Raw genomic sequence first — 22,596 nt, forward strand, 5'->3', positions numbered from 1 at the left:
CTGACCGTAAGGTCGTGAGCTACAAGCCTCTCACTTTAGTGAGGGGTAGTTGACAAAAATCAACCTCTTTCTTGAATTTTGGCTATAAAAAAAATCCCTTAGCTAATAAGCTAAAGGACGTCTAGACGTGTTACCACCTTTTATTCGCTGTTAGTTCGCACTAACAACCTCGGAATGTAGCTGTGTTTTAACTACACCAAGCTGTAATGGGCTTGTTCCCACCGCTAGCTACTGATTTCACCGCGGAACTCAAAGTGATATTCGCTTTATCAATAACTATCCCCTTGCAGCAACCGGGACTCTCTGTAAGTTATCTATAATAAAGTTACTGGTCTTTTTCTATGTTTTATAACCGTTATTTAATTTTGGTTAAATTATACACACAGTTAAAATTAATGCAAGTCTAAAAAAAGAAAAATGTTATAATTTAAAATGAGGTGGTAAAGATGACAGACAGAGTTGAAAAATTACGCTTAGAAATGGCACGGACTAGTGTCGACTGTTTTTTGGTGACGGAACCTGCAAATATTTTTTATTTTAGTGGCTTCACGGGCGATGATGGCCTCTTACTAATTACCGAACAAAATAAGTATGTGATTACGGATGCTCGGTTTGAACTACAGTTAAAAAAGCAGGCAGAAACTTGGCAACACGTGATTACACGTAATTATTTACAGGCAGCATGTGAATTGGTAGCAAAAGAAAAACTAGTGGCCCTAGGGTTCGAAGCGCAGCTACCCTACTGGCAATACGACTACCTGGATGAAAACTTAACTAGCGATTTAGTGGCCTTGCCTAACCTGTTAGAAAAGATTCGCTCAGTTAAGGATGGAGACGAAATCGCAAAGATTAAGGCTGCTTGTAAACTGGCGGGTCAAGGCTATGACTACTTACTAACTAAATTTCAGCAAAGTACTCAATGGACGGAACGCCAGCTAGCAACAGAGCTAGATTACTTTATGAAGAGTAATGGGGCTAGTGATAAGTCCTTTGAAACAATTGTGGCAAGTGGGCTCCGTACGGCTTGGCCCCACGGAACTGCTAGCGATAAGTTAGTAAAAAAAGGTGACCTAATTACGTTGGATTACGGTTACTACCTAAACGGCTACACTTCCGATGTCACTAGGACCTTTGCTTATGGTAGCCAACCGGCAGAAGTACGAACAATCTACCAGGTAGTTGATGAGGCTCGGGCCCTAACAATTCAAGCCGTTAAGGCAGGAGTCAGTGGTAAAGAGTTGGATCGGATTGGCCGGGACTTTATTTCACAGGCTGGCTACGGGGAGTTTTTCAACCACGGGATGGGTCATGGAATTGGACTTAGCATCCATGAATTACCTAATGTTGGTGCGCGTTATGATGATGTATTACAGGCGGGGCAAGTAATTACCATTGAACCAGGGATTTACTTACCAAATATAGGGGGAGTTAGGATTGAGGATGATATCTTGGTTACAGAAGCCGGGTATGAAATCCTAACAAACTTTGGGAGAAACTACCAAGAGCTATAAAATGGCTTGCAATTAGGGGTTAGTTCTTGCTATTATGGAGTGTATGGAAGAATCTGTCTTAGTTAAGAACGGATAAAAATGAGGAGGATCTTATGATTTCAGTTAATGATTTCAAAAATGGTTTGACCATCCAAGTTGATGGTGAATTATGGCGTGTGGTTGAATTCCAACACGTTAAGCCTGGTAAGGGGAGTGCCTTTGTACGTTCTAAGTTGAAGAACTTGCGTAACGGTGGGGTTCAAGAAAAGACTTTCCGTGCAGGTGAAAAAGTTGAACAAGCACAAATCGACCGCAAGAAGATGCAATATCTTTATGCCGATGGTGACAACTATGTCTTCATGGATACAGAAACATATGAACAACTTGAATTACCAGGTGCACGGATTCAAGACGAATTGAAGTACTTGAAAGAAAACATGGTGGTAAGCATCATTATGTTTGGTTCCGAAACTTTAGGGGTTGAATTACCTAACACAGTTGACCTTGAAGTTAAGGAAACAGAACCTGGTATTCGGGGCGATACTTCTTCAGGTGGTTCCAAGCCAGCAACAATGGAAACTGGTTTAGTTGTTCAAGTGCCATTCTTCGTTAACGAAGGAGATATTTTAACAATTAATACCGCTGATGGTACTTATATTTCACGTGCCTAGTTAGCTATTTGCAAGGGAGGTTTTTGTTTTGGCTGAAGATAATAAAATTGTCTTGGCAAGTAACGAACCTAGTTTAGGCGAAGTGCGGATTGCCCTAGAAGTTATTGAAGTGATTATTGGGATTGCCGCTAATAAGGTGGAAGGCGTTTATTCAATGCGAGGTTCGCTTGCCAATAGTTTTTCTGAATTATTTGGTCGTCAAAGCCGTGGTAAGGGTGTTAAATTAGACCAAACTAACGGTGAATTAAAGGTGGACGTTTATGCTTTCTTAAACTATGGGGTGTCTGTACCTAAAGTAGCTTTAGCAATTCAAGAAAAAGTAAGGCAACAGGTCTTGTTTATGACTGGTTTAGAACTAACTCAAGTTGATGTCCACATCCAAGGGGTCGTTCCTGAGAAGCAAGAACCAACTGTTGATCCGAATAATTTGTTTGGCGAAGAAGACGGAGAGAAGAAATAGTGACTATTAATAGACATGAAGTGCGGGTTTTAGCTTTTCAAGCCTTGTTTGCTTTAAGCAGTAATCCCGAAGCTGATATTCGAGCTGTCTGTGATGAATTAGTGGCACAATTAACTTCAGCAGATGAAGTAGTCGTGCCCCCTTACCTGTACGAATTAGTTGAAGGGGTTATTACTAACCAAGCACAACTTGATGCTGAAATCGAAAAATACTTGAATGCTAAGTGGTCGATAGCTCGGTTGAATAAGACTGACTTATTGATTTTACGCTTGGCGACTTACGAAATGCTATTTGTAGAAGCTGTTCCTGCTAAAGTGGCGTTAAATGAAGCTTTACAACTAGCAAAAGAGTTTAGTGATGATAAGTCTCGCCGGTTTATCAACGGAGTCTTGTCAAACTTGCTTAAATAATGATAATGGGAGCATGACTAATCAGTCGTGCTCTTTTTTATTTAACGGTCGTTTATCGCCGACAGAGCTAGGTTAAATATGCTAAAATAGGATTAAACATTTTGTTTAAAGTGAGGTTTTTTAATGACTGTTATAATGGATGGCAAAAAACTTGCACAAGAAGTTAAAGCTGAATTAAAACAAAGGGTAGAAGAACTTTGGACAAGTAAGCAAATCGTACCGCGTTTGGCAGTTATTTTAGTGGGAGAAGATCCTGCCAGTCAGGTTTACGTTAGAAATAAGCGCCGGGCTGCAGAAAAAATCGGAATTAAAACGGTTGATAATCTCTTACCGGCAACAGTTAGTGAAGCCGATTTGCTAGATTTGATTTATGAGTACAATGAGGACCCTAATATTCATGGAATTTTAGTACAACTTCCACTTCCAGCACATATTGATGAGGCCAAGGTTACCCACGCAATTCTTCCAAGTAAGGATGTAGATGGGTTCCACCCGGTTAATATGGGCCACTTGTTTATGAATATGCCTCACTCGCTACCATGTACGCCAAGGGGTATCATGGAATTACTAGCTGCTTATGGGATTTCACCAGCTGGCAAGGAAGTGGTTATTGTCGGAAGAAGTAACATTGTTGGCCGGCCGATGGTAGCATTGATGCTTAATGCTGATGCAACTGTAACCGTAGCTCATAGTAAAACGAAGGACTTACGCGCGGTGACGAAGCGAGCGGACATCTTAGTGGTAGCTACAGGTAGGCCGGAGATGATAACCGGCGCAGATATTAAGCCCGGGGCAGTTGTGATTGATGTGGGGGTTAACCGTTTAGCCGACGGTCATTTGGTTGGCGATGTGCAACGCCAAACAGTTGAAGGCGTAGCTAGCTACCTAACCCCTGTTCCCGGCGGGGTTGGTCCGATGACGATTGCCATGCTCATGAAACAGACGGTAGAATTTGCAGAAAAGAGTGGACAGGATGGTTACTAGTTCCCAATATTTAACGGTTAGTGCATTAACCAAGTACCTCCACGCTAAATTTACGCGTGACCCTTACTTGCAAAAGGTTTACTTAACAGGAGAAATTTCTAACTTTCGCAAGCGGCCCCGTCACCAGTACTTTAGTCTCAAGGACGACGGGGCTAAAATTGACGTCGTGATGTTTGAGTACAGCTTCAACCGGCTGAAATTTCAGCCGGAAAACGGGATGAAGGTCTTAGTAACAGGCAGGGTTGACCTTTACGAGGCCAATGGTAATTATCAAATTATTATCGATGAGATGCAGCCGGATGGAATTGGAGCCTTGTACCAGGCTTACGAACAGTTAAAGGCTAAGTTAGCTGCAGAGGGGCTCTTTTCAAGGCCAAAGCGTCCGCTAGTGAAGTTTCCTAGGCGGATAGCAGTCATTACCTCTGAATCTGGAGCCGTTATTAAGGATATTATTACGACCACTAGGCGGCGTTATCCCTTAGTCCAGCTAGTCTTATTTCCGGCGGTAGTGCAAGGGGATGCCGCGGCTGACTCCTTAATTGGCCGCCTAAAGGAAGTCAACGCCCGGGGCGATTTTGATACGATTATTATCGGCCGGGGTGGTGGTTCGATTGAAGATTTATGGCCGTTTAACGAGGAAAAGGTTGCGCGCGCAATTGTTGCCAGCCAAATTCCCGTTATTTCTTCTGTCGGGCATGAAACCGATACGACCATTGCGGATTTAGTTGCAGATCAACGGGCGGCCACCCCAACGGCTGCGGCTGAATTAGCCACTCCGGTTTTACAAGAGGAGTTAGTAAAACTAAAAACCCAAGCTAACCGCCTAACCCAGGCTTTTAGTCAGCTAATCCGTTATCGCCAACAGGAACTTGCTAAGTTGATGAATTCTTATATCTTTAAACAACCTCAGCGTTTATATGAAAACTACGCACAAAAGTTAGACTTGTTAGAAAGTAGACAAACTCAAGCCTTAGCTGTAATAATTCAACAAAACAAGCAGCTAACAGCTAATCTAACCCAGAGGCTGTTGCAACAAACACCCGCGCAACGCCTAGCTTTAGAAAAGCAAGCGTTGGCAAGGCAAAAAGAGCGCCTAATTCAAGCGGTGACCCACTATTTACATGACTATGAGACGCACTTGCTAAGGAGTATCCAATCCTTAGAGATGTTAAGCCCGTTAAAGGTCATGGGGCGTGGTTTTAGTTACGTAACAGTCGCTGATCAGGTAATCAAACAAAGTAAGGACCTCCAAGTAAATGATCAAGTAACTCTCCATTTGGTTGATGGTGAGGCTACGGCTAAAATATTATCAGTAACAAAGGATGAAAAATAATGACAGAAAAACAAGCAACTTTTGAAGAAAATTTAGCGCGCTTAGATCAAATTGTTAACCAGTTGGAACAGGGCAACGTTCCCTTAGAGGACGCTTTGGAACAGTTTAAAGAGGGAATGAAGCTCAGTAAGACGTTAGAAGCAAGTTTGACCAAGGCGGAACAAACCTTGACTAAGGTAATTAATGACGAAGGTGAAGAGGTTAACTTTGAGAGGGATTCGGATGAGTAAGGAAAGTTGGAATGAGTTTGCCGCCTACTATTTACCTAAAGTAGAGGCGTGTTTGCAGGACTACCTAAGTAAGCTAGCCGCTTACCCCCGCTTAAAAGAAGCGATGATGTATTCAGTAAACGCGGGTGGTAAGCGAATTAGGCCCTTATTGGTTTTAGCTGTAATCAAGACTTTAAATGGGCAGCTTAATCAAGCTAGCTTGCAGGTAGCAGCTAGTTTGGAGTTAATTCATACCTACTCACTGATTCATGATGACCTACCAGAAATGGATAATGATGACTTACGGCGGGGCAAACCAACTAACCATAAGGTTTTTGGGCAAGCGTTAGCTGTTTTAGCCGGGGATGGATTACTAACTACGGCTTTTGAGCTGTTGGGTCAAGTAAAATTGCCAGCAGAAACAGTAGTTCAGCTATTAAATTACTTGGCTTACGCGGCTGGACCCCAAGGAATGGTCAATGGTCAGGTTGGTGACATTGAGGGGGAAAAAACCGCTCTTAGTTTAGCTGAACTAGAGCAGGTACACGCTGGTAAAACGGGCGCCTTGCTAGTATATGCTTGTCAGGCCGGGAGCGTAATTTGCCAAGCTAAACAACCAATCCAAATGGCACTAGAGAACTATGGGCGTAATTTTGGCTTGGCCTTTCAAATTTATGATGATATTTTAGACCGGGTTAGCACCGAAGAACAGCTGGGCAAGGCGGTTAATAAGGACCAAGCGGAGCATAAGAATACCTACCCTGGGATTTTGGGTTTGGACGGTGCTTACACCAAGTTAGCCCAGACGATAGCAGCTGCTAACCAGGCCTTAGTTTCCCTAAAAGAAGCGGGGTATGATGTTAGATTGTTGGCAGAACTATTAGAATATTTCAAAGTAAAGGATTAGTAATGAAAAAAGAAAGAGTAGACGTATTATTAGTGCAGCAAGGGTTATTCGCCACGCGCGAGCAAGCCAAACGAGCTGTAATGGCTGGTGAGATTTTGGGTGAAAATGAGGAGCGCCTAGATAAGCCCGGCATGAAAATTGATGTTGAAACTAAGCTCCACTTTAAAGGAACCAAGATGCCTTATGTTAGTCGGGGAGGCTTAAAGTTAGAGAAGGCTTTAAAGGTTTTTAAAGCTTCCATTAGAAATAAGACGGTTTTAGATATTGGTTCGTCCACGGGGGGGTTTACCGACGTGGCCCTTCAAAAGGGAGCACGGTTATCCTATGCCTTGGATGTAGGGACTAACCAACTTGCATGGAAGTTACGCCAAGATGAGCGGGTCGTAGTAATGGAAAACACTAACTTCCGTTACTCACAGCTGGCCGATTTCACTAGTGGCCAGCCCGATTTTGCAACCATTGACGTTTCCTTTATCTCTTTGCACTTGATTTTACCTAACTTACATACGATTTTGAAAACCGGCGGCGATGTAATCGCCCTAATTAAGCCCCAATTTGAGGCTGGCAAGGAAAAAGTAGGTAAGCATGGTATCGTCCGCGACGAACGGGTGCACCTTGAAGTAATTGAAGATATTATTCGCCTAGCAGTTAGCGAATGCTATGATGTGGTGGGGTTAGACTTTTCACCAATTACTGGGGGACAAGGAAATATTGAATTTTTAATTCACCTGGTTAAAAGTGAAAAACCAGGGCAAATCTTACTAACCGAAACACCGGATAAGGTGGTTAAGCAGGCACACCAAACCTTAAAAGATAAGCACTAGTGATTGGCTAGTCGATAATAAGGGGGGATGGAATTTATGAGAAAACAGGAACGCCAAAAATTGATTAGGCAGATTTTGCAGGATAATAATGTTTATCGCCAGGAGGATTTGGTAAAGCTACTTGAGCAGCAGGGCGTTTGGGTGACTCAGGCGACGATTTCACGCGATGTCAAGGATATGCAGTTAATCAAGTTACCAACCCTTAATGGTGAATACGTCTACAGTGTGCCTACAGAAAAGAAGATGAATACCAAGAAGAAGTTGGCCAAGTTAATCAGTGATACCTACGTCTTTTCAAACTGTCATCGCGACTTGTGTTTGATTAAGGTCTTGCCAGGAAATGGGCCCATCCTAGCTAGTTTGATTGAACAAATGAAATATGAGCAGGTGTTTGCGACGATGGGCGATGATAATACGGTAATGATTTTTGCTTACTCCGCAAAAGCGGCCGAAGAAATGCATGAAATTATCTTGGATTTAGCTAAGAAGGGTAATTAAAAGTAGAAGGATGATTACATGTTACAGGAATTAACGATTAGAGATTTTGCCATTATTGATAAACTGGATATTGACTTTCGGTCCCAAATGACGGTTCTAACCGGGGAAACAGGGGCTGGTAAGTCGATTATCATCGATGCCTTAGGCTTGTTAGCTGGTGGGAGAGCGTCGGTTGAGTTTGTTCGTTTAGGTGCTAATAAGGCCATGATTCAAGGGCAGTTTGTCTTACCTAAAGATGCGAAGACCTTTAAGATTTTAGCTGAACTAGGAATTGAGCCGGATGAAGTTTTAATTTTGGAACGGGACCTTTATCAAAGTGGGCGCAACACCTGTCGGATTAATGGTCACCTGGTTAATTTGAGTTCCTTAAGACGGGTCGGAGAAACTTTAATTGATATTCATGGTCAAAATGAGCATCAAGAATTGATGCACCCCGAAACCCACATTAAATTGCTAGATGAATTCGATCCTAAGCTGCAAGCCTTGCATAAGGATTACCTGGCTAAATACCAAGACTACCGCCAACTAAAGGCTGCCCTAGCTAAACGGGAAGCGGACGAAAAAGCTTGGGCACAAAGGTTAGATATGCTTGAATTTCAGGTGCAAGAAATCGAAGCGGCCGCTTTGCAGGCTAACGAAGAGGAGCAGTTGTTAGAGGAAAAGAATAAGTTAGATAATTTTCAAACGATTAATACTGCTTTAGAAACCGGCTATCAGATATTAACGGGCGAAAACCTAGATGTGGTTGGTAATTTAGGTACCGCCATGTCAGAACTTGATAAGATAGCCAACCTAAGCCCAGAGTTAGAACAAATTTCTGAAAAAGTGGCCGACGCATTTTATAGTTTGCAAGATGTTAGTCGGGATATTTCTAATCAGCTCGATCAAATGGAGTGGGACGAAGACCGCCTCAATCAAATTGAACAACGGTTGGAACTCATTCACCAGCTAAAACGCAAGTACGGGGATTCGGTAGCGCAGATTTTAGATTATTATGAAAAAATCAGGGCTGAGTTAAGCGAGATGCAAGCAACGGAAATAGATGTTTCTAAGCAAGAGGCTGCGGTTGAAGCTGCCTACCAAGCGGCACTTTCCTTAGCCCAAAAACTGAGTGTAAAGCGCAAGCAAAGTGCTCAGGTCCTAGAAGGTGCAGTTAAGCAGCAATTAAGCGACCTTTATATGGATAAGGCCGTTTTTAAGGTGAAGTTTTTCCCCGTGGATGAACTAACGGAAAATGGGACAGAGCGGGTGGAATTTTATATTCAAACCAACCTTGGTGAAGCAATGGGACCGTTAGCTAAAATTGCTTCCGGTGGGGAGTTATCCCGGATTATGTTGGCTTTAAAGACGATTTTCGCTCAAAAGCAAGGGGTAACCTCGATTATCTTTGACGAAGTTGATACCGGGGTTAGTGGCCGGGTAGCCCAGGCCATCGCCGAAAAAATCAGCCAAATTGCCCGAAATTCGCAGGTACTTTGCATCAGTCACCTCCCACAGGTAGCGGCTATTTCAGATCATCACTATTTTATTGCGAAGCACATTAAGGGGGGGCGGACCGAAACCCAATTAACTATGCTTGAACCACAGCAAAGGGTAACAGAATTAGCACGGATGCTGTCCGGTTCTGAAATTACCCCGTTGACGTTAGAACATGCCCAGGAGTTGCTGGCACTTGCCACTAAAATTAAGCAAGATCAGCAAGCGCACTAAAAAAGCATCCTAACTGCAAGAGTTTGCAGTTAGGATGCTTTTTAGGTAGTTAAATGAAGTTACGGTAAAGGCCAACTACTTTTCCTAAAATCGTAACATTATCTAAAATAATTGGAGCCATGGTGTCATTTTCGGGTTGAAGCCGGAAGTGACCGTCTTCTTTGAAGAATCGTTTGCAAGTCGCTTCATTTTCTTCAGTCATTGCAATGACAATATCTCCGTTATCTGCGCTAGCTTGTTGACGCACAATAACTTGGTCGCCATTTAAAATTCCGGCGTTAATCATACTTTCGCCCCGAATGGTTAGCATAAATAAGTCCGCAGAAGTTTCGAATGAAGGCGGCAATGGAAAGTAGTCAGACGTTTCTTGTTCAGCCAGGATAGGTGAACCGGCCGTAACTGTTCCCACCATGGGAATAAAGCCTTCATGCGGGGAAATTCCGAGAAATTCTAACCCGCTAGGGGTGATTTCCATTGCCCGTGGTTTAGTTAAGTCGCGGGCGATATAGCCATTTTTAGTCAAAGTATCCAAGTAACCGTGAACGGTAGAGGTTGAGGACAGTTCAACCGCTTTGCAAATTTCACGAACAGTTGGAGGGTAAGCTTTTTCGTTAATGAACTCATAAATATATTGTAAGATTGCCCGTTGGCGTTTTTCTGAAATTCTTGACACGATAATCACCTCGATTATTTATTATTGCCTATATTATAACATAGCTTAACAGGACTTTCAAACGAGCGTTCGTTGAAATAGCTTGTTTTTTAAATTACTATCAGTTATTATTTTTAGTAATGAGTCTTTTGAGAGGTGAAATAGATTATGGAAAATAAGGGGATTCCCCAAGAGTTAATCGACCGAATTAACTTTTTAGCTAAGAAAAAGAAGACAACGGGTTTAAGTGAAGACGAAAAGATAGAACAACAAAGTTTACGTGAAACTTACCTAGCAATGTTTCGGGAAAATTTCCGGAGCCACATTGAAATGCTGCAAGTTTATGACAAGGATGGCAAGGAAGTCACTCCTGAAAAGGTCAAAGAAATCCAACGGAAAAAAGGTTTACGAGACGATTAAAGATAATTTAATGGGAAGTCTTTATTTTTTTTTAGGAATTGTGTAAACTGAATATTGAGACTAAGAAAGGGGCGAAGCTTATGTCAACTGGCGTATGGGTCTTGATTGTGATTATCGCTTTAGTTGGTGGGGTTGTGGCAGGATTTTTTGCTGCCCGCAAATACATGGAAGATTACCTAAAGAAGAATCCACCAATTAACGAACAAATGATTAAATCAATGATGCTACAAATGGGTCAAAAACCATCTGAAAAGAAATTGCATCAAATGATGACTGCAATGAAGTCAAATTACGGAAAAAAATAAGAATTTGCTTGTTAAGGGCTAGGTTAAGGTTAGACATTTAAACCTTGACTAGCCTTTTTCTTATACAAAAACTCCAAGTATAAGTTTATACCTGGAGTTAAAATTAGTTCTTTTTAGTTGTTTGATCGATGTAGACAAAATCAGGATTGATTGCCTGGTCCAAGTTGTTAAAGGCTTGGTTCATCCGGGCGATAACCTGTTCTTGGTATTCATCAGTTAACTTTTGTTTTCGCTCGATAGTAATTGGGTCACCAAAGGCAATGGTAACTTTCTTGCGAGCTAAGAGCCCCTTGAAAGTAAGTGGTCCCTGGTAGACAGCCGGTACAATGGGGACGCCAGCCATCTTAGCAATCAAGACCGCTCCGCCCTTGAGCTCTTGGGAGTGCCTTGTTCCAGAGGGAAACATGATTAAAGAGAGATCCCGCTTGCGTAGCCACTTTACCGGGGTTTTGATAACCGAGGGACCAGGATTGGCCCGGTTAACTGGAAAAGCATTGGCGTGCACTAGAATATAACGCAAGAAGGGGTTGCTAAAAAGCTCCTCCTTAGCCATGAACGAAAACTTCTTAGGGGCGGCTGCAAGTGCAAAGAAAATGGGGTCATACCAAGTCCGGTGGGGACCGACCAGGATATAGTTACCCTTGGGTAGCTTATCTTTATTGAGATAGTGGGTATTGCCATTGATTATGAAGACAATGACGCGGACTAGCGCCCGAATAAATGAATAAAACAAAAACTTCACTCCTTTCTTGAGGTTTGGTACTGTTATAGTATGCAAAATTTTATGCTAAGTTGCAAGTAGAGGTAAAAAATGGATAAGAATTTAGTGCAAGCAAATGAACGTGTAGACGAATTATATGCAAATGATATTAAGATTATTCAAAGCCCGGAGGTGTTTTCATTTTCACTAGATGCGGTTTTACTAGCCCACTTTGCTAAGCCCTATACGAAAGCTAATGGTAGGATTGTAGACCTCTGTGCCGGTAATGGGGCGGTAGGGTTATTTTTGACCGCAAAGACCAAGGCCCAGATTAACCTGGTTGAAATCCAGCCCCGGCTAGCGGATATGGCTCAAAGAAGCGTCAAGTTAAATCACTTGGATGAGCAGGTGACTGTTTATAATATTGATTTAAAGCAAACAAACGACTACCTGGCTAAAGATAGTGTGGATACAGTTACTTGTAATCCACCTTACTTTGCCGACTTACCGACCAGTAAGAAAAACCCCAACCAACACTTAATGTTAGCCCGCCATGAGATTACGACGACTTTAAAAGAGGTGGTGGCTATGACTAGTGGTTTGTTAAAGATGGGTGGCCGCTTTTACCTAGTCCACCGGCCTGACCGGTTTTTAGAGATAATGGATGTTTTAAGGGCCGAGCGGTTAGCGCCTAAGCGAGTCCAATTTGTCTACCCTAAAGCCGGACGAGAGGCCAATATGGTTTTGATTGAGGCTATTAAGGACGGAAAAGACGGGGGGTTACGTTTTTGTGAACCCCTAACAGTCTATGATCAAGAGGGAAACTACCAACCACTCATTAAGGAGATTTTGTATGGAAAAGGGTAGGTATTATTTTTACGTGCTTTTATGTGGAGATAAGAGTTTTTATGGCGGCTTTACGACCGACGTTCAGGCACGACTCAAGAAGCACCAGCAAGGCAAGGGAGCCAAGTACACGAAAAGTCACCTGCCTGTTAAGTTAATTCACTACGAAGAATTTGAAACCAAAAGGGCGGCCTTACAAGCAGAGTACGCCTTTAAACACCAAAGTCGCCGCCAAAAAGAGGCCTACCTTAAGGCACATGGGCTTAAGGACTTCACCTAAGATACTTTAAATATTTAATTAAAAAAGCGCTTAAAATAGACTTAGTTATAAAAAGCGTGCTAAACTAAATAAGGTTGAAGAAGATTTAATTTAATTTCCAACACACCGTATAATAACAATGATAAATTGTAAGTTTGGAGGATTTTAATAATGAATTTTATCGCATTCAGTGTACGTGATGACGAGAGACCTTACTTTGAAAAGTGGGCCCAAGTAAATAATGTCAAGGTTGATTTACACTCAGAAGAAATCAGTGAAGATAACCTAGATACAATCAAGGGCTATGACGCTGTGATTGGCTTACAAACGGGGACTTACCCTTTGGGCTTATTTGCCAAGATGCAAGAATATGGGGTAAAGGATCTTTCCATCCGTAACGTGGGTGTTGATAACATCGACTTAGCAGCTGCAAGCCAAAAAGGAGTAACTGTTACTAACGTGCCAGCTTACTCACCTAACGCAATTGCTGAATTTGCTGTTACCCAATTAATGCAAATGTTACGACAAACTAGAACTTATCGGCGTAAGTTTGCCGAACAAGATTATCGTTGGGCCCCATACATCAGTAAAGAATTACGGTCTATGACAGTTGGGGTAGTAGGAACTGGCCGGATTGGCCGGGTCTTCATCCAAATCGTGCAAGGTTTCGGGGCTAAGGTGGTTGCCTTTGACCCTTACCGCAACCCTGAATTAGAGGCGGCAGGCTTGTACGTTGACAGTTTAGAAGAACTATTTGCTAAGGCGGATGCAATTAGTTTGCACATGCCAGCTACTGACCAAGATAAGCACATTATTGGTCAAGAAGCGTTGGCCCAAATGAAAGACGGAGTTTACTTGGTAAACACTGCTCGGGGAAGCTTGATTGATACGAAGGCTTTAATTGCAGCCTTAAAATCAGGCAAGGTAGCCGGGGCGGCTTTAGATACTTACGAAGCGGAAACCCCAATCTTTAACCATGATTTGCGTAACCAAGCTTTAACTGATGAAACCTTCAAGGAATTAATCAGCCTAGACAATGCCTTGGTTACTCCCCATATCGCCTTTTACACAGAAACAGCGGTTAAAAACATGGTTGAAATCGCCTTAGATAGTGCTAAGTCTGTCTTAGAAACAGGTCAAGCTTCGACTATTGTGAATGCTTAAAAAAAATTTGCATTTTTTAAAACTTTAGTGTATTATGTTACAGGTGCCTTAACCGGTGCCAATTCACACCTCATGCGATGACCAAAAGGGTGCTTAGGGTTACTAAGTCTTTTGCTCGTTGAACATGGGGGAGGAAAATAAAACTATTTTGGAGGTAAATTGTAATGGCAGTTATTACCATGAAACAATTACTTGAAGCTGGTGTCCACTTTGGTCACCAAACACGTCGTTGGAACCCTAAGATGAAGAAGTACATCTTCACAGAACGTAACGGTATCTACATTATCGACTTACAAAAGACTGTGAAGTTGATTGACGATGCTTACGACTTTGTTAAGAATGCAGCTGCTGATGATGGCGTTGTTTTATTCGTTGGTACAAAGAAGCAAGCTCAAGATGCAATTGCTGAAGAAGCAAAGCGTGCAGGTCAATACTACGTTAACCACCGTTGGTTAGGTGGAACTTTAACTAACTGGAACACAATCCAAAAGCGGATTAAGCGCTTAAAGGAAATCAAGGCAATGCAAGAAGATGGCACATTTGACCGTCTTCCTAAGAAGGAAGTTGCTTTATTAATGAAGCAACGCGACCGGCTTGAAAAATTCCTTGGTGGTATCGAAGACATGCCACGGATTCCAGATGTATTATTCATCGTGGACCCACGCAAGGAACGGATTGCTGTTAAGGAAGCTCAAAAGTTGAACATTCCTATCGTTGCTATGGTCGACACAAACGCTGACCCAGATGAAATCGACGTTAAGATTCCATCTAACGACGATGCTATCCGTGCCGTTCGTTTGATTACTGCTAAGATGGCAGATGCTGTTATCGAAGGTAACCAAGGTGAAGATGAAGCACCTGTTAACGAAGAAACATTTGTTGATAGTGCAGACGAAAAGGTTGAATCAATCGAAGATATCGTAGAAGCCGTTGAAGGTAACAACGATAGCAAAGATGCTGAATAGTTTATAAACTTAGGCTGTCGCAGGAGTTGGGCATTTGAGCCTTGGTCGTACGACAGCCTTTTTTAAATAAATACATTCCAAAGGGAGGCTATTTGGGTTATGGCAAAGATTACTGCTGCTCAAGTAAAAGAATTACGTGACAAAACTGGCGTTGGTATGATGGACGCTAAGAAGGCTTTAGTTGCTACTGAAGGCGACATGGAAAAAGCAATCGACTTCTTACGTGAAAAAGGGATGGCTAAGGCTGCTAAGAAGAGCGACCGGATTGCCGCCGAAGGTTTAGCTGACGTTGAAGTTAAGGGCAACGTAGCTGCAATCGTTGAAGTTAACGCTGAAACTGACTTCGTGGCACAAAACGACCAATTCAAGGCATTAGTTAAGCGTTTAGCTACATTGGTAGCAGAAAACAAGCCAGCTGACGTAGAAGCTGCTTTGAAGATTAGCACAGACAAAGGGACTGTTAACGATGAAATCATCGAAGCAACTCAAGTTATCGGTGAAAAGATTACTTTACGTCGCTTTGAATTAGTAGAAAAGGCTGACAACGAAAACTTTGGTGCATACTTACACATGGGTGGTAAGATTGCTTCTTTAGTTGTAGTTGAAGGCGCTGATGAAGCAACTGCTAAGGACGTTGCAATGCACGTAGCAGCTATCAATCCTAAGTACGTTAACCGTGACCAAGTTCCTGCCGAAGAATTGGCTCACGAACGTGAAGTGCTTACTGAAGAAGCTAAGAACGAAGGTAAGCCAGAAAAGATTATCGAAAAGATGGTTGAAGGTCGCTTAAACAAGTTCTTAGCTGAAATCGCCCTGGACGACCAAGAATTCGTTAAGGATCCAGACCAAACTGTTGCTAAATTCGTAGCTTCTAAGGGTGGCAAGGTTAAGTCATTCGTACGTTACGAAGTTGGTGAAGGTATCGAAAAGAAAGAAGACAACTTCGTAGAAGAAGTTATGTCACAAGTTAAGGGTTAATCAAAACGCCTTACTAATTAGAGGTGCTAGCTGTTAGGGCTGGCACCTCTTTTTTTGAGCTAAATAACCATAGGGATTGAAAGGGCTATGCTATAATAATTATAAGTAACTTTTAAGTAAAGGAAGGATGAGCTGTGGCGACACAACACATCGAAAATAAGTTAAAATTATTACCGGATTTGCCGGGTTGTTACCTCATGAAGGACTTAAATAGTCGGATTATTTACGTTGGTAAAGCCAAGAATCTTAAAAATCGGGTCCGTTCTTACTTCAAGAGTTCGCATGAAGGTAAGACGGCACGCTTGGTCTCAGAGATTCGCGATTTTGAAACGATTGTGACCTCGACTGACAAAGAGGCTTTCTTGTTGGAAATAACGCTAATTCAAAAGCATAAACCCTACTACAATATCAAGTTAAAACAGGGGACGGGTTATCCTTACATTAAGATTACTAACGAAAAAGATCCCCAGCTAAAGATTGTTAGTCAGGTTAAAAAAGATGGGGCCTATTACTTTGGTCCTTATCCTAACGTTTATGCGGCCACCGAAACAATGCAACTCTTGCAAAAGGTCTACCCGCTAAGGCGCTGCAATGGCTATCAAAAGCGGCCCTGCCTTTACTACCATATGGGTCAGTGTTTAGGTGCTTGTTTTAAAGAAGTGCCGGCCAGTGAGTACCAGGCGCAGATTAAAAAGATTAAGTCCTTTTTAAATGGAAACGTTTTGGGTATCAAGCGGGACTTAACTAAGAAAATGGAGCAGGCAGCCACTAACCTTGAATTTGAACGGGCGGCTGAACTAAGAGATCAGATCCACTATATCGAGGTTACGGTTGAAAAGCAAAAGATTATTTCAAACGACAATACCCCCCGGGATCTATTTGCCTATTACATGGACCGGGGCTGGCTGTCAATTCAGGTCTTTTCTATCCGCCAGGCGCGCTTGATGAAGCGAGAAAAGCGCTTGTTCCCATGTATTGATACCCCACAAGCGGAGATGGCCTCCTTTATCTTGCAATTTTACAACCAAAAAAATCGCCTCCTACCTAAGGAAATCTTAGTTGCAAGCGACCTAGATAAAGACGTTTTAAGAGAAATTTTGCAGGTCCCAATCAGGACGCCTAAGCGGGGGGCTAAACGGGAATTATTAGAGTTGGCTGAAAAAAACGCCCGCCTAGTCCTAGAAGAAAAGTTCCGGCTCCTAGAGTTAGATGAACGTAAGACCACCGGGGCGATGGACCAGATTACAAGCGCACTCGGTCTGCCTAAGGGGCATAAGATTGAGGCCTTTGACCACTCACATATTCAGGGAACCGACATTGTTTCGGCCATGGTCTGTTTTATTGACGGCCGGCCATCTAAAAATGACTACCGGAAGTATAAGCTGAAAACGGTTAGTCACGCCGACGAAGCGGCTAGTACCAGGGAAGTGATCTTCCGTCGCTATAGCCGGCTCCTAAAGGAAAAGCAACCGTTGCCTGATTTAATCTTAATGGATGGGGCTGAGATTCAAATTGAGGCGGCCCAAGACGTCTTACAAAATCAACTGGGCCTGGCAATTCCTGTTGCCGGGATGGTTAAAAATGACAAGCACAAGACGGCGGACTTAATGAAGATGACCTATCAAAAAATTGGCTTAGACCCCAAGAGTGAAGGCTTCTACCTCCTGCAACGAATCCAAGATGAGGTCCACCGCTTTGCGATTAGTTTCCACCGCCAAGTTCGGTCGAAAAACTCACTGGCCTCGCGCCTAGAACGGATTGCGGGGGTAGGCCCTAAGACGAGAATTAAGTTATTAAGAAAGTATAGTTCGTTAAAGAAAATTGCGGACGCGCCGCTAGAAGAGTTAACCGCACTGGGGATTTCAGCTGCGGTAGCACAAACAATCAAACTTTCCCTTAAGGGGCAAGATTAGGACTAACTTTGACCTTAGGTAGGCAAAATGTTATATTTAAAGGCGGTAAGCAAATTACGGTAAGAAAGGAAAAGTAAATGTTTGTAGATCAAGTTAAAATTAAAGTTAAAGCCGGTAAAGGTGGCGACGGCATGGTTGCCTTCCGGCGCGAAAAATATGTTCCTAACGGGGGCCCAGCCGGTGGTGACGGTGGTAAGGGTGGTAGTGTCATCCTAAAAGTTGATCAAGGGCTTAGAACCTTGATGGATTTCAGGTATCACCGGATTTTTAAGGCTAAGTCTGGCCAAAACGGCATGATTAAAGGCATGTACGGCCGGGGGGCAGAGGATACCTATATTGCCGTACCCGAAGGAACCACGGTTAGCGACGCGGATACTGGGGAAGTTTTAGGCGACTTAGTTGAAGCCGGTCAAGAACTGGTAGTAGCAAAGGGAGGCCGTGGTGGCCGCGGTAACATCCACTTTGCCAGCGCTAAGAATCCTGCCCCAGAAATTGCCGAAAATGGAGAACCAGGAATCGAACGGAATTTGAAGCTAGAATTAAAGGTTTTAGCTGACGTAGGGTTGGTCGGCTTCCCATCCGTAGGAAAATCGACCCTCTTGTCGGTGGTAACCAGTGCTAAGCCTAAGATTGCCGAGTACCACTTTACTACCTTAGTTCCTAACTTAGGGATGGTTAGGTTAGATGATGGCCGTGACTTTGTTATGGCCGACTTACCCGGCTTAATTGAAGGGGCTTCGGCCGGAGTTGGGCTAGGAATCCAATTTTTAAGACACGTTGAACGGACGCGGGTCATCTTGCACTTAGTTGATATGTCGGGGATGGAAGGGCGTGATCCTTATGAAGATTACCTCAAGATTAACGCTGAGTTGAAATCTTACGACCCAAGTATCTTAGAGCGGCCTCAGATTGTGGTGGCAAGTAAGATGGACATGCCGGATGCTAGTGAAAACTTGGCTAGATTTAAAGAACAACTAGCTAACGACCACACCCTAGCTAAGCAACCGGAAGTAATGGAGATTTCTTCTTTAACTCACCAAGGCCTTGAGGCGTTAATGCTAAGAACAGCTGACTTATTGGCACAAACACCTAAGTTTGAAACGGTGGCCGAAAAAGAACTCAAGCAGGCCGGTTACTATAAGTTTGAGGCTGATGAGGCAGAGGCACCATTTACAATTAGCCGTGATGCCGACGCAACTTGGATTCTCGGTGGGGCTAAGCTAGAAAAACTCTTCAAGATGACTAACTTAGAACATGATGAAAGTATGATGCGTTTTGCTCGTCAATTGCGGGGAATGGGTGTCGACGATGCCTTGCGGGAACGGGGCGCTAAGAATGGCGACCTTGTTCGGATTGGCGATTTCACCTTCGAATTTGTTGAATAGACTTTGGGGGGATTATTATGAAATGGCGTCAAAAAGCTTCCTTGATTTTAGGGATTTGTTTGTTAATTGTAGGGTTGGTCTTAATCTTTAATCGGCCCATTCAAAACCTAATGATTAACCATGCGACTAAGACGGAGTTAAAGGCTAAGATTACTAAGCCTAAGAAAACTAAGGAAACCAGCTTTGATTTTAAGCAGGTAAAGTCGATTGATTCGGCTAAGACCTTGAAAAATACTCTCAATAAGAGTCAAGGGATGATTGGCAAGATTGCCATCCCCGCGGTGGCTTTAAAGTTGCCAATTTATTATGGTATCTCCGATGCGAGTCTCTACCGGGGGCTGGGACAATGAAGCCGGATCAACAAATGGGTCAAGGCAACTATGCGCTAGCAGGGCACCATATGAACGACCCTAAACTATTATTCTCGCCGATTGTAAGGTCTAAGCCGGGGGAAAGAATCTATTTAACCGATGGCAAGAAGCTATATACCTACAAGATAACTGATAAACAGATTATCTCTAAGTATGCCGTTGAGTGGATTGATGACGTTGCCAACCAAAAATTAATTACCTTGATAACCTGCGATGACCAAGGGGTCGACCGCTACGCGATTAGGGGCAGTTTGGTTAAGGTGCAAAAACTTACGGCCGGCTTAAGTAAAAAGTATTTTTAAATAAAAAAAACAAGACGTGGCTAAAAATCTACGTCTTGTTTTTTTATGGGCAAAATTCTGCCGCCGATTACTTACGTTGACCTTTAAACATATACACCCCACACTTTCTAGTACTATAATAATAAATACCTACCAAAAATAAAGGGTCCCTAAGAAACGCTAAGTGGTTTCTTAGGGACCCTTAAAAGTTTTAGCAATTATTTACCGCTGTCACCGTAGTTTTTAAGCACGCGGGCACTTGGATCATCGACGTCCTTAAGTGCTTCCCAAGTCTTGTTGGGCATCCAGTAATCTTTAATCCATTGGGCTTGTCCAGGGAAGAATTCTTCAAAGATATCACGATAAAGGAGTGATTCTTTGGTAAATGGTGCGTGGTAATCGTATTTTGCTTGAGCGTCCTTTAGGTCTTGGTCGCTGTATTTTTCTTCGGCATATTCTTTTAAGTCATCAACTAATGAGTGACCAACGGCGTCAGAAAAGGCGGCCTTTTCTCGCATCAAGATGTCAGTTGGCAAGTAGTCTTGGTCAGCAAAGGCTTTGCGGAGGAGGTACTTACCCTTACCGTAGATGTTCATCTTCATTTGTGGGTCGAGTGACATTACGTAGTTGACGAAGTCTAAGTCAGCAAATGGTACCCGGCCTTCGAGTGAGTTAGAGGAGATGCAACGGTCGGCCCGTAACACGTCATACATGTAAAGTTCCTTAATCCGCTTTTGGGATTCAGCCTGGAATTCGGCCGGACTAGGGGCATAGTCAGTGTACTTGTAGCCAAATAGCTCATCGGAACATTCGCCGGTTAAGAGGACCTTTAAGTCAGTTGTTTCATGAATCTTCTTGCAAAGTAAGTACATCCCAATTGAGGCCCGAATAGTGGTGATGTCCCAAGTTTCCAGGGCATAAATCACTTCCCGCAAGGCACCTAAGACGTCTTCTCTAGTCATGATAAATTCGGTGTGGTCTGTTCCTAAATAGTCAGCCACTTCTCGAGCGTACTTCAAGTCGATAGGGTTGCGGTCCATTCCAATCGCAAAGGTTGGCAACTTTTTATCCGGTAACAGTTTAGTGGCAATGGAGCAGACTAATGAGGAGTCCAGTCCCCCGGAAAGAAGGTAACCGACGGGAGCGTCGGCGTGGAGACGCTTCTTAACCCCGGCTACTAGGCGGTCATGGATTTCCTTGGTAGCTTCGTCTAAGCTAGGGCTGATCATCTTAGGACTAAAGGAAGCATCATGGTAGCAAACAAACTTATGCCCGTCGTAGTAGTGGCCTGGTGGGAAAGGCATTACTTGGTCACAGAACTTAACCAAACTCTTAGCTGTGGAAGCAAAGGCAATTTCACCACTGCCCTTAACGTAACCGTAAAACATAGGGCGAATTCCGATGGGGTCTCTAGCAGCCAAGACCTTCCCGCTAACTTGGTCATGTAAAACGAGGGCGAATTCAGCGTCAAGCAGTTTGCACATGACGTCTAAACCATACTTACGGTAAAGTGGGATTAAGACCTCGCAGTCGCTAGTAGATTGGTAAGTAAAATCAGGGGTGAGCTTTTCTAACTCTTGGTAGTTGTAAATTTCCCCGTTACATACGAGCATGCAATCAAGTGCCTTGAAGGGTTGCATCCCGTCGGCGCTTAAGTCCATGATTGACAGGCGGTTAAAACCAAACTTAGTTGTTCCAAAGTCACTAACCCAAGTCATATCCGGGCCCCGGTGACAGTCAGTTTGCAAAATATCTTCGAACTCTTTAACATCGTAGTCTAATTTATCAACAGCAACAAATCCACACATAATTTTCATCCTTTACTTTTTAGATTTGAGGAGAAAATAAAAAGCCTTTCATCCCCTAATCACAAGGGACGAAAGGCTTTTTTCCGCGGTACCACCCAAGTTGTCTAAGCGCCTAAGGCTTAGACCTCTTTAATTTCCAAGTGCAATCACACTCAGCCACGGGTAACGTTGTGGTCACGTCTGAGCCTACTAGCAACCGTTCGGTCAGCGACTAAAAAAGGGTTATTCACTGAAGCTAGGGTTGATCGTTTTCTCACTACTAACGACTCACTGGACAAATAACTTCAGCTACTGGGCTTTTTTCTGGTCTTTAATTTATGTTCTCGTTTAACGTTGACATTATTTTAGCCTAACTTTTTTCATTTGGCAAGTCTTTTTTATAATTAAATTTAATTTATTTTAATGCTAGTCTTAGAAAAAGCCAAAGCGTAAGCAGGCCAGGCTAATAATGCCGACAATTACGGTCACTAATAAGTCCTTTGAAAAAATAGCGGCTAGTAAGGTTGGTAGTGAGGCTAGTAAGTTTTCCCAGTTAAGGCTAGGTAGTTGGCCTAAATGTTGTTCAAACAGTTGGCTAAACCATAAGGCCGACATGATGGTCAGCGGAACAAAACTCAGGTACTCTAAGGCCCACTTAGGTAAGGTGAACTTTTTTAGCAACAAAAATGGCAAGACCTTGGCTAACCACATGGAAAAACCGGCTAACAAGATGGTTAGTAAAACGTAGCTAGAAGTAGACATACTTATTGAACTACCTACGATTAAAATCGCAGGAATCGCGTCATGCGATTACATTACGTGTACATTAAAAAACGATACACGCTCCGAACCTAGTTATAATGACTGGAAATACCGCCACTATACTAAATATATACTATTCACTAATTATCGCACCCGTTTTGACTCGCTCAGGGTGATACGCATAATTTTGTGCCAATAGTTCGGTAGGATTTGGTTCCGTTTCCTAAAAAACTTCGTTTTTTTAAATTATTTCCACCAAGTTACCTGCTTTTAATTTAGGATAATCTCTTAATTTTACATGTTTTTCTGGGT

General features: G+C 43.0%; 26 protein-coding genes and 2 other annotated features. Of the genes, 22 read left to right on the forward strand and 4 right to left on the reverse strand.

What is annotated here, in order from left to right:
- Positions 1 to 110: 110 nt before the first annotated feature.
- Positions 111 to 351 (reverse strand) — a binding site (T-box leader).
- Between the two features lie 95 nt (positions 352 to 446).
- The 11 genes from FC14_RS05790 to recN all read left to right on the forward strand — a co-directional run bounded on the left by FC14_RS05790 (position 447) and on the right by recN (position 9,496).
- A complete protein-coding gene (locus FC14_RS05790; protein WP_056976866.1) occupies positions 447 to 1,511 on the forward strand; it encodes a M24 family metallopeptidase in 1,065 nt (354 codons plus the stop codon).
- A gap of 92 nt (positions 1,512 to 1,603) precedes the next feature.
- Positions 1,604 to 2,161, forward strand: a complete 558-nt coding sequence (gene efp / locus FC14_RS05795; protein ID WP_050612436.1) for an elongation factor P — start codon at positions 1,604 to 1,606, stop codon at positions 2,159 to 2,161.
- Between the two features lie 28 nt (positions 2,162 to 2,189).
- On the forward strand, positions 2,190 to 2,621 hold the full coding sequence (locus FC14_RS05800) for an Asp23/Gls24 family envelope stress response protein (RefSeq protein WP_056976867.1): 432 nt from the start codon (positions 2,190 to 2,192) through the stop codon (positions 2,619 to 2,621).
- Entirely contained in the window at positions 2,621 to 3,031 is a 411-nt protein-coding gene (nusB, locus tag FC14_RS05805) for a transcription antitermination factor NusB (RefSeq protein ID WP_050612434.1), read from the forward strand. Before FC14_RS05800 ends, nusB begins: the two co-directional genes overlap by 1 nt.
- 123 nt (positions 3,032 to 3,154) lie before the next feature.
- On the forward strand, positions 3,155 to 4,015 hold the full coding sequence (gene folD / locus FC14_RS05810) for a bifunctional methylenetetrahydrofolate dehydrogenase/methenyltetrahydrofolate cyclohydrolase FolD (RefSeq protein WP_056976868.1): 861 nt from the start codon (positions 3,155 to 3,157) through the stop codon (positions 4,013 to 4,015).
- Entirely contained in the window at positions 4,005 to 5,348 is a 1,344-nt protein-coding gene (gene xseA, locus FC14_RS05815; protein ID WP_056976869.1) for an exodeoxyribonuclease VII large subunit, read from the forward strand. The genes folD and xseA overlap by 11 nt, the downstream gene beginning before the upstream one ends.
- Positions 5,348 to 5,578 (forward strand): exodeoxyribonuclease VII small subunit, encoded by a 231-nt coding sequence (locus FC14_RS05820; RefSeq protein ID WP_056976870.1) that lies wholly within the window; start codon positions 5,348 to 5,350, stop codon positions 5,576 to 5,578. The genes xseA and FC14_RS05820 overlap by 1 nt, the downstream gene beginning before the upstream one ends.
- The gene (locus FC14_RS05825; protein ID WP_056976871.1) at positions 5,571 to 6,464 is read left to right on the forward strand and encodes a polyprenyl synthetase family protein; all 894 of its coding nucleotides are present in this window, start codon (positions 5,571 to 5,573) and stop codon (positions 6,462 to 6,464) included. The genes FC14_RS05820 and FC14_RS05825 overlap by 8 nt, the downstream gene beginning before the upstream one ends.
- 2 nt (positions 6,465 to 6,466) lie before the next feature.
- Positions 6,467 to 7,288: a TlyA family RNA methyltransferase gene (locus FC14_RS05830; protein ID WP_056976872.1), complete on the forward strand. Its 822-nt coding sequence runs from the start codon at positions 6,467 to 6,469 to the stop codon at positions 7,286 to 7,288.
- A 36-nt stretch (positions 7,289 to 7,324) separates the two neighbouring features.
- The gene (locus FC14_RS05835; RefSeq protein ID WP_056976873.1) at positions 7,325 to 7,786 is read left to right on the forward strand and encodes an arginine repressor; all 462 of its coding nucleotides are present in this window, start codon (positions 7,325 to 7,327) and stop codon (positions 7,784 to 7,786) included.
- A gap of 18 nt (positions 7,787 to 7,804) precedes the next feature.
- Positions 7,805 to 9,496, forward strand: coding sequence for a DNA repair protein RecN (recN, locus tag FC14_RS05840; RefSeq protein ID WP_056976874.1), 1,692 nt, complete (start codon positions 7,805 to 7,807; stop codon positions 9,494 to 9,496).
- A gap of 49 nt (positions 9,497 to 9,545) precedes the next feature.
- On the opposite strand, the gene lexA is transcribed toward recN, so the two are convergent.
- Positions 9,546 to 10,169, reverse strand: coding sequence for a transcriptional repressor LexA (lexA, locus tag FC14_RS05845; RefSeq protein ID WP_050612426.1), 624 nt, complete (start codon positions 10,167 to 10,169; stop codon positions 9,546 to 9,548).
- 147 nt (positions 10,170 to 10,316) lie between these two features.
- On the opposite strand from lexA, the gene FC14_RS05850 reads away from it, so the two are divergent.
- Entirely contained in the window at positions 10,317 to 10,568 is a 252-nt protein-coding gene (locus tag FC14_RS05850; protein WP_050612425.1) for a DUF896 domain-containing protein, read from the forward strand.
- 80 nt (positions 10,569 to 10,648) lie between these two features.
- Complete coding sequence (locus FC14_RS05855; RefSeq protein WP_056976875.1) at positions 10,649 to 10,873, forward strand: YneF family protein; 225 nt, start codon at positions 10,649 to 10,651, stop codon at positions 10,871 to 10,873.
- A 103-nt stretch (positions 10,874 to 10,976) separates the two neighbouring features.
- Here the strand turns inward: FC14_RS05855 and FC14_RS05860 are convergent, their stop codons facing one another.
- A complete protein-coding gene (locus FC14_RS05860; RefSeq protein WP_056976876.1) occupies positions 10,977 to 11,606 on the reverse strand; it encodes a lysophospholipid acyltransferase family protein in 630 nt (209 codons plus the stop codon).
- A gap of 78 nt (positions 11,607 to 11,684) precedes the next feature.
- On the opposite strand from FC14_RS05860, the gene FC14_RS05865 reads away from it, so the two are divergent.
- The 9 genes from FC14_RS05865 (at position 11,685) to FC14_RS10900 (ending at position 19,756) form a co-directional block, all read left to right on the forward strand.
- The gene (locus FC14_RS05865) at positions 11,685 to 12,440 is read left to right on the forward strand and encodes a tRNA1(Val) (adenine(37)-N6)-methyltransferase (RefSeq protein WP_050612422.1); all 756 of its coding nucleotides are present in this window, start codon (positions 11,685 to 11,687) and stop codon (positions 12,438 to 12,440) included.
- On the forward strand, positions 12,427 to 12,699 hold the full coding sequence (locus FC14_RS05870; RefSeq protein WP_056976877.1) for a GIY-YIG nuclease family protein: 273 nt from the start codon (positions 12,427 to 12,429) through the stop codon (positions 12,697 to 12,699). The genes FC14_RS05865 and FC14_RS05870 overlap by 14 nt, the downstream gene beginning before the upstream one ends.
- Positions 12,700 to 12,849: 150 nt before the next feature.
- Positions 12,850 to 13,842, forward strand: coding sequence for a D-2-hydroxyacid dehydrogenase (locus FC14_RS05875; RefSeq protein ID WP_056976878.1), 993 nt, complete (start codon positions 12,850 to 12,852; stop codon positions 13,840 to 13,842).
- 164 nt (positions 13,843 to 14,006) lie between these two features.
- Positions 14,007 to 14,807: a 30S ribosomal protein S2 gene (gene rpsB, locus FC14_RS05880; protein ID WP_056976879.1), complete on the forward strand. Its 801-nt coding sequence runs from the start codon at positions 14,007 to 14,009 to the stop codon at positions 14,805 to 14,807.
- Between the two features lie 99 nt (positions 14,808 to 14,906).
- Positions 14,907 to 15,785, forward strand: coding sequence for a translation elongation factor Ts (tsf, locus tag FC14_RS05885; RefSeq protein ID WP_050612418.1), 879 nt, complete (start codon positions 14,907 to 14,909; stop codon positions 15,783 to 15,785).
- A gap of 134 nt (positions 15,786 to 15,919) precedes the next feature.
- Positions 15,920 to 17,698 (forward strand): excinuclease ABC subunit UvrC, encoded by a 1,779-nt coding sequence (gene uvrC / locus FC14_RS05890; RefSeq protein ID WP_056976880.1) that lies wholly within the window; start codon positions 15,920 to 15,922, stop codon positions 17,696 to 17,698.
- Between the two features lie 77 nt (positions 17,699 to 17,775).
- On the forward strand, positions 17,776 to 19,083 hold the full coding sequence (gene obgE / locus FC14_RS05895) for a GTPase ObgE (RefSeq protein ID WP_056976881.1): 1,308 nt from the start codon (positions 17,776 to 17,778) through the stop codon (positions 19,081 to 19,083).
- 17 nt (positions 19,084 to 19,100) lie between these two features.
- Positions 19,101 to 19,433 (forward strand): sortase family protein, encoded by a 333-nt coding sequence (locus FC14_RS10895; RefSeq protein ID WP_235804512.1) that lies wholly within the window; start codon positions 19,101 to 19,103, stop codon positions 19,431 to 19,433.
- The gene (locus FC14_RS10900; protein WP_235804513.1) at positions 19,430 to 19,756 is read left to right on the forward strand and encodes a class A sortase; all 327 of its coding nucleotides are present in this window, start codon (positions 19,430 to 19,432) and stop codon (positions 19,754 to 19,756) included. Before FC14_RS10895 ends, FC14_RS10900 begins: the two co-directional genes overlap by 4 nt.
- Positions 19,757 to 19,953: 197 nt before the next feature.
- Here FC14_RS10900 and asnB read toward each other — a convergent pair whose 3' ends face one another.
- Both asnB and FC14_RS05910 read right to left on the reverse strand, forming a co-directional pair.
- Positions 19,954 to 21,543, reverse strand: a complete 1,590-nt coding sequence (asnB, locus tag FC14_RS05905; protein WP_056976882.1) for an asparagine synthase B — start codon at positions 21,541 to 21,543, stop codon at positions 19,954 to 19,956.
- 61 nt (positions 21,544 to 21,604) lie between these two features.
- Positions 21,605 to 21,857 (reverse strand) — a binding site (T-box leader).
- Between the two features lie 97 nt (positions 21,858 to 21,954).
- The gene (locus FC14_RS05910) at positions 21,955 to 22,284 is read right to left on the reverse strand and encodes an AzlD domain-containing protein (RefSeq protein ID WP_056976883.1); all 330 of its coding nucleotides are present in this window, start codon (positions 22,282 to 22,284) and stop codon (positions 21,955 to 21,957) included.
- Between the last annotated feature and the right edge of the window lie 312 nt (positions 22,285 to 22,596).

Source organism: Ligilactobacillus agilis DSM 20509 (genome assembly GCF_001436215.1).
GTDB lineage: Bacteria > Bacillota > Bacilli > Lactobacillales > Lactobacillaceae > Ligilactobacillus > Ligilactobacillus agilis.

Excerpts from the sequence above, each read along its gene's own strand:
- FC14_RS05820 (WP_056976870.1), top strand. The coding sequence starts at position 5,348 with ATGACAGAAAAACAAGCAACTTTTGAAGAAAATTTAGCGCGCTTAGAT.
- FC14_RS05855 (WP_056976875.1), top strand. The coding sequence starts at position 10,649 with ATGTCAACTGGCGTATGGGTCTTGATTGTGATTATCGCTTTAGTTGGT.
- FC14_RS05875 (WP_056976878.1), top strand. The coding sequence starts at position 12,850 with ATGAATTTTATCGCATTCAGTGTACGTGATGACGAGAGACCTTACTTT.
- recN (WP_056976874.1), top strand. The coding sequence starts at position 7,805 with ATGTTACAGGAATTAACGATTAGAGATTTTGCCATTATTGATAAACTG.
- efp (WP_050612436.1), top strand. The coding sequence starts at position 1,604 with ATGATTTCAGTTAATGATTTCAAAAATGGTTTGACCATCCAAGTTGAT.
- FC14_RS05910 (WP_056976883.1), bottom strand. The coding sequence starts at position 22,284 with ATGTCTACTTCTAGCTACGTTTTACTAACCATCTTGTTAGCCGGTTTT.
- FC14_RS05850 (WP_050612425.1), top strand. The coding sequence starts at position 10,317 with ATGGAAAATAAGGGGATTCCCCAAGAGTTAATCGACCGAATTAACTTT.
- FC14_RS05835 (WP_056976873.1), top strand. The coding sequence starts at position 7,325 with ATGAGAAAACAGGAACGCCAAAAATTGATTAGGCAGATTTTGCAGGAT.
- FC14_RS05830 (WP_056976872.1), top strand. The coding sequence starts at position 6,467 with ATGAAAAAAGAAAGAGTAGACGTATTATTAGTGCAGCAAGGGTTATTC.
- rpsB (WP_056976879.1), top strand. The coding sequence starts at position 14,007 with ATGGCAGTTATTACCATGAAACAATTACTTGAAGCTGGTGTCCACTTT.
- folD (WP_056976868.1), top strand. The coding sequence starts at position 3,155 with ATGACTGTTATAATGGATGGCAAAAAACTTGCACAAGAAGTTAAAGCT.
- tsf (WP_050612418.1), top strand. The coding sequence starts at position 14,907 with ATGGCAAAGATTACTGCTGCTCAAGTAAAAGAATTACGTGACAAAACT.
- FC14_RS10895 (WP_235804512.1), top strand. The coding sequence starts at position 19,101 with ATGAAATGGCGTCAAAAAGCTTCCTTGATTTTAGGGATTTGTTTGTTA.
- FC14_RS05865 (WP_050612422.1), top strand. The coding sequence starts at position 11,685 with ATGGATAAGAATTTAGTGCAAGCAAATGAACGTGTAGACGAATTATAT.
- xseA (WP_056976869.1), top strand. The coding sequence starts at position 4,005 with ATGGTTACTAGTTCCCAATATTTAACGGTTAGTGCATTAACCAAGTAC.
- obgE (WP_056976881.1), top strand. The coding sequence starts at position 17,776 with ATGTTTGTAGATCAAGTTAAAATTAAAGTTAAAGCCGGTAAAGGTGGC.
- FC14_RS05825 (WP_056976871.1), top strand. The coding sequence starts at position 5,571 with ATGAGTAAGGAAAGTTGGAATGAGTTTGCCGCCTACTATTTACCTAAA.
- FC14_RS05790 (WP_056976866.1), top strand. The coding sequence starts at position 447 with ATGACAGACAGAGTTGAAAAATTACGCTTAGAAATGGCACGGACTAGT.
- FC14_RS10900 (WP_235804513.1), top strand. The coding sequence starts at position 19,430 with ATGAAGCCGGATCAACAAATGGGTCAAGGCAACTATGCGCTAGCAGGG.
- FC14_RS05870 (WP_056976877.1), top strand. The coding sequence starts at position 12,427 with ATGGAAAAGGGTAGGTATTATTTTTACGTGCTTTTATGTGGAGATAAG.
- asnB (WP_056976882.1), bottom strand. The coding sequence starts at position 21,543 with ATGTGTGGATTTGTTGCTGTTGATAAATTAGACTACGATGTTAAAGAG.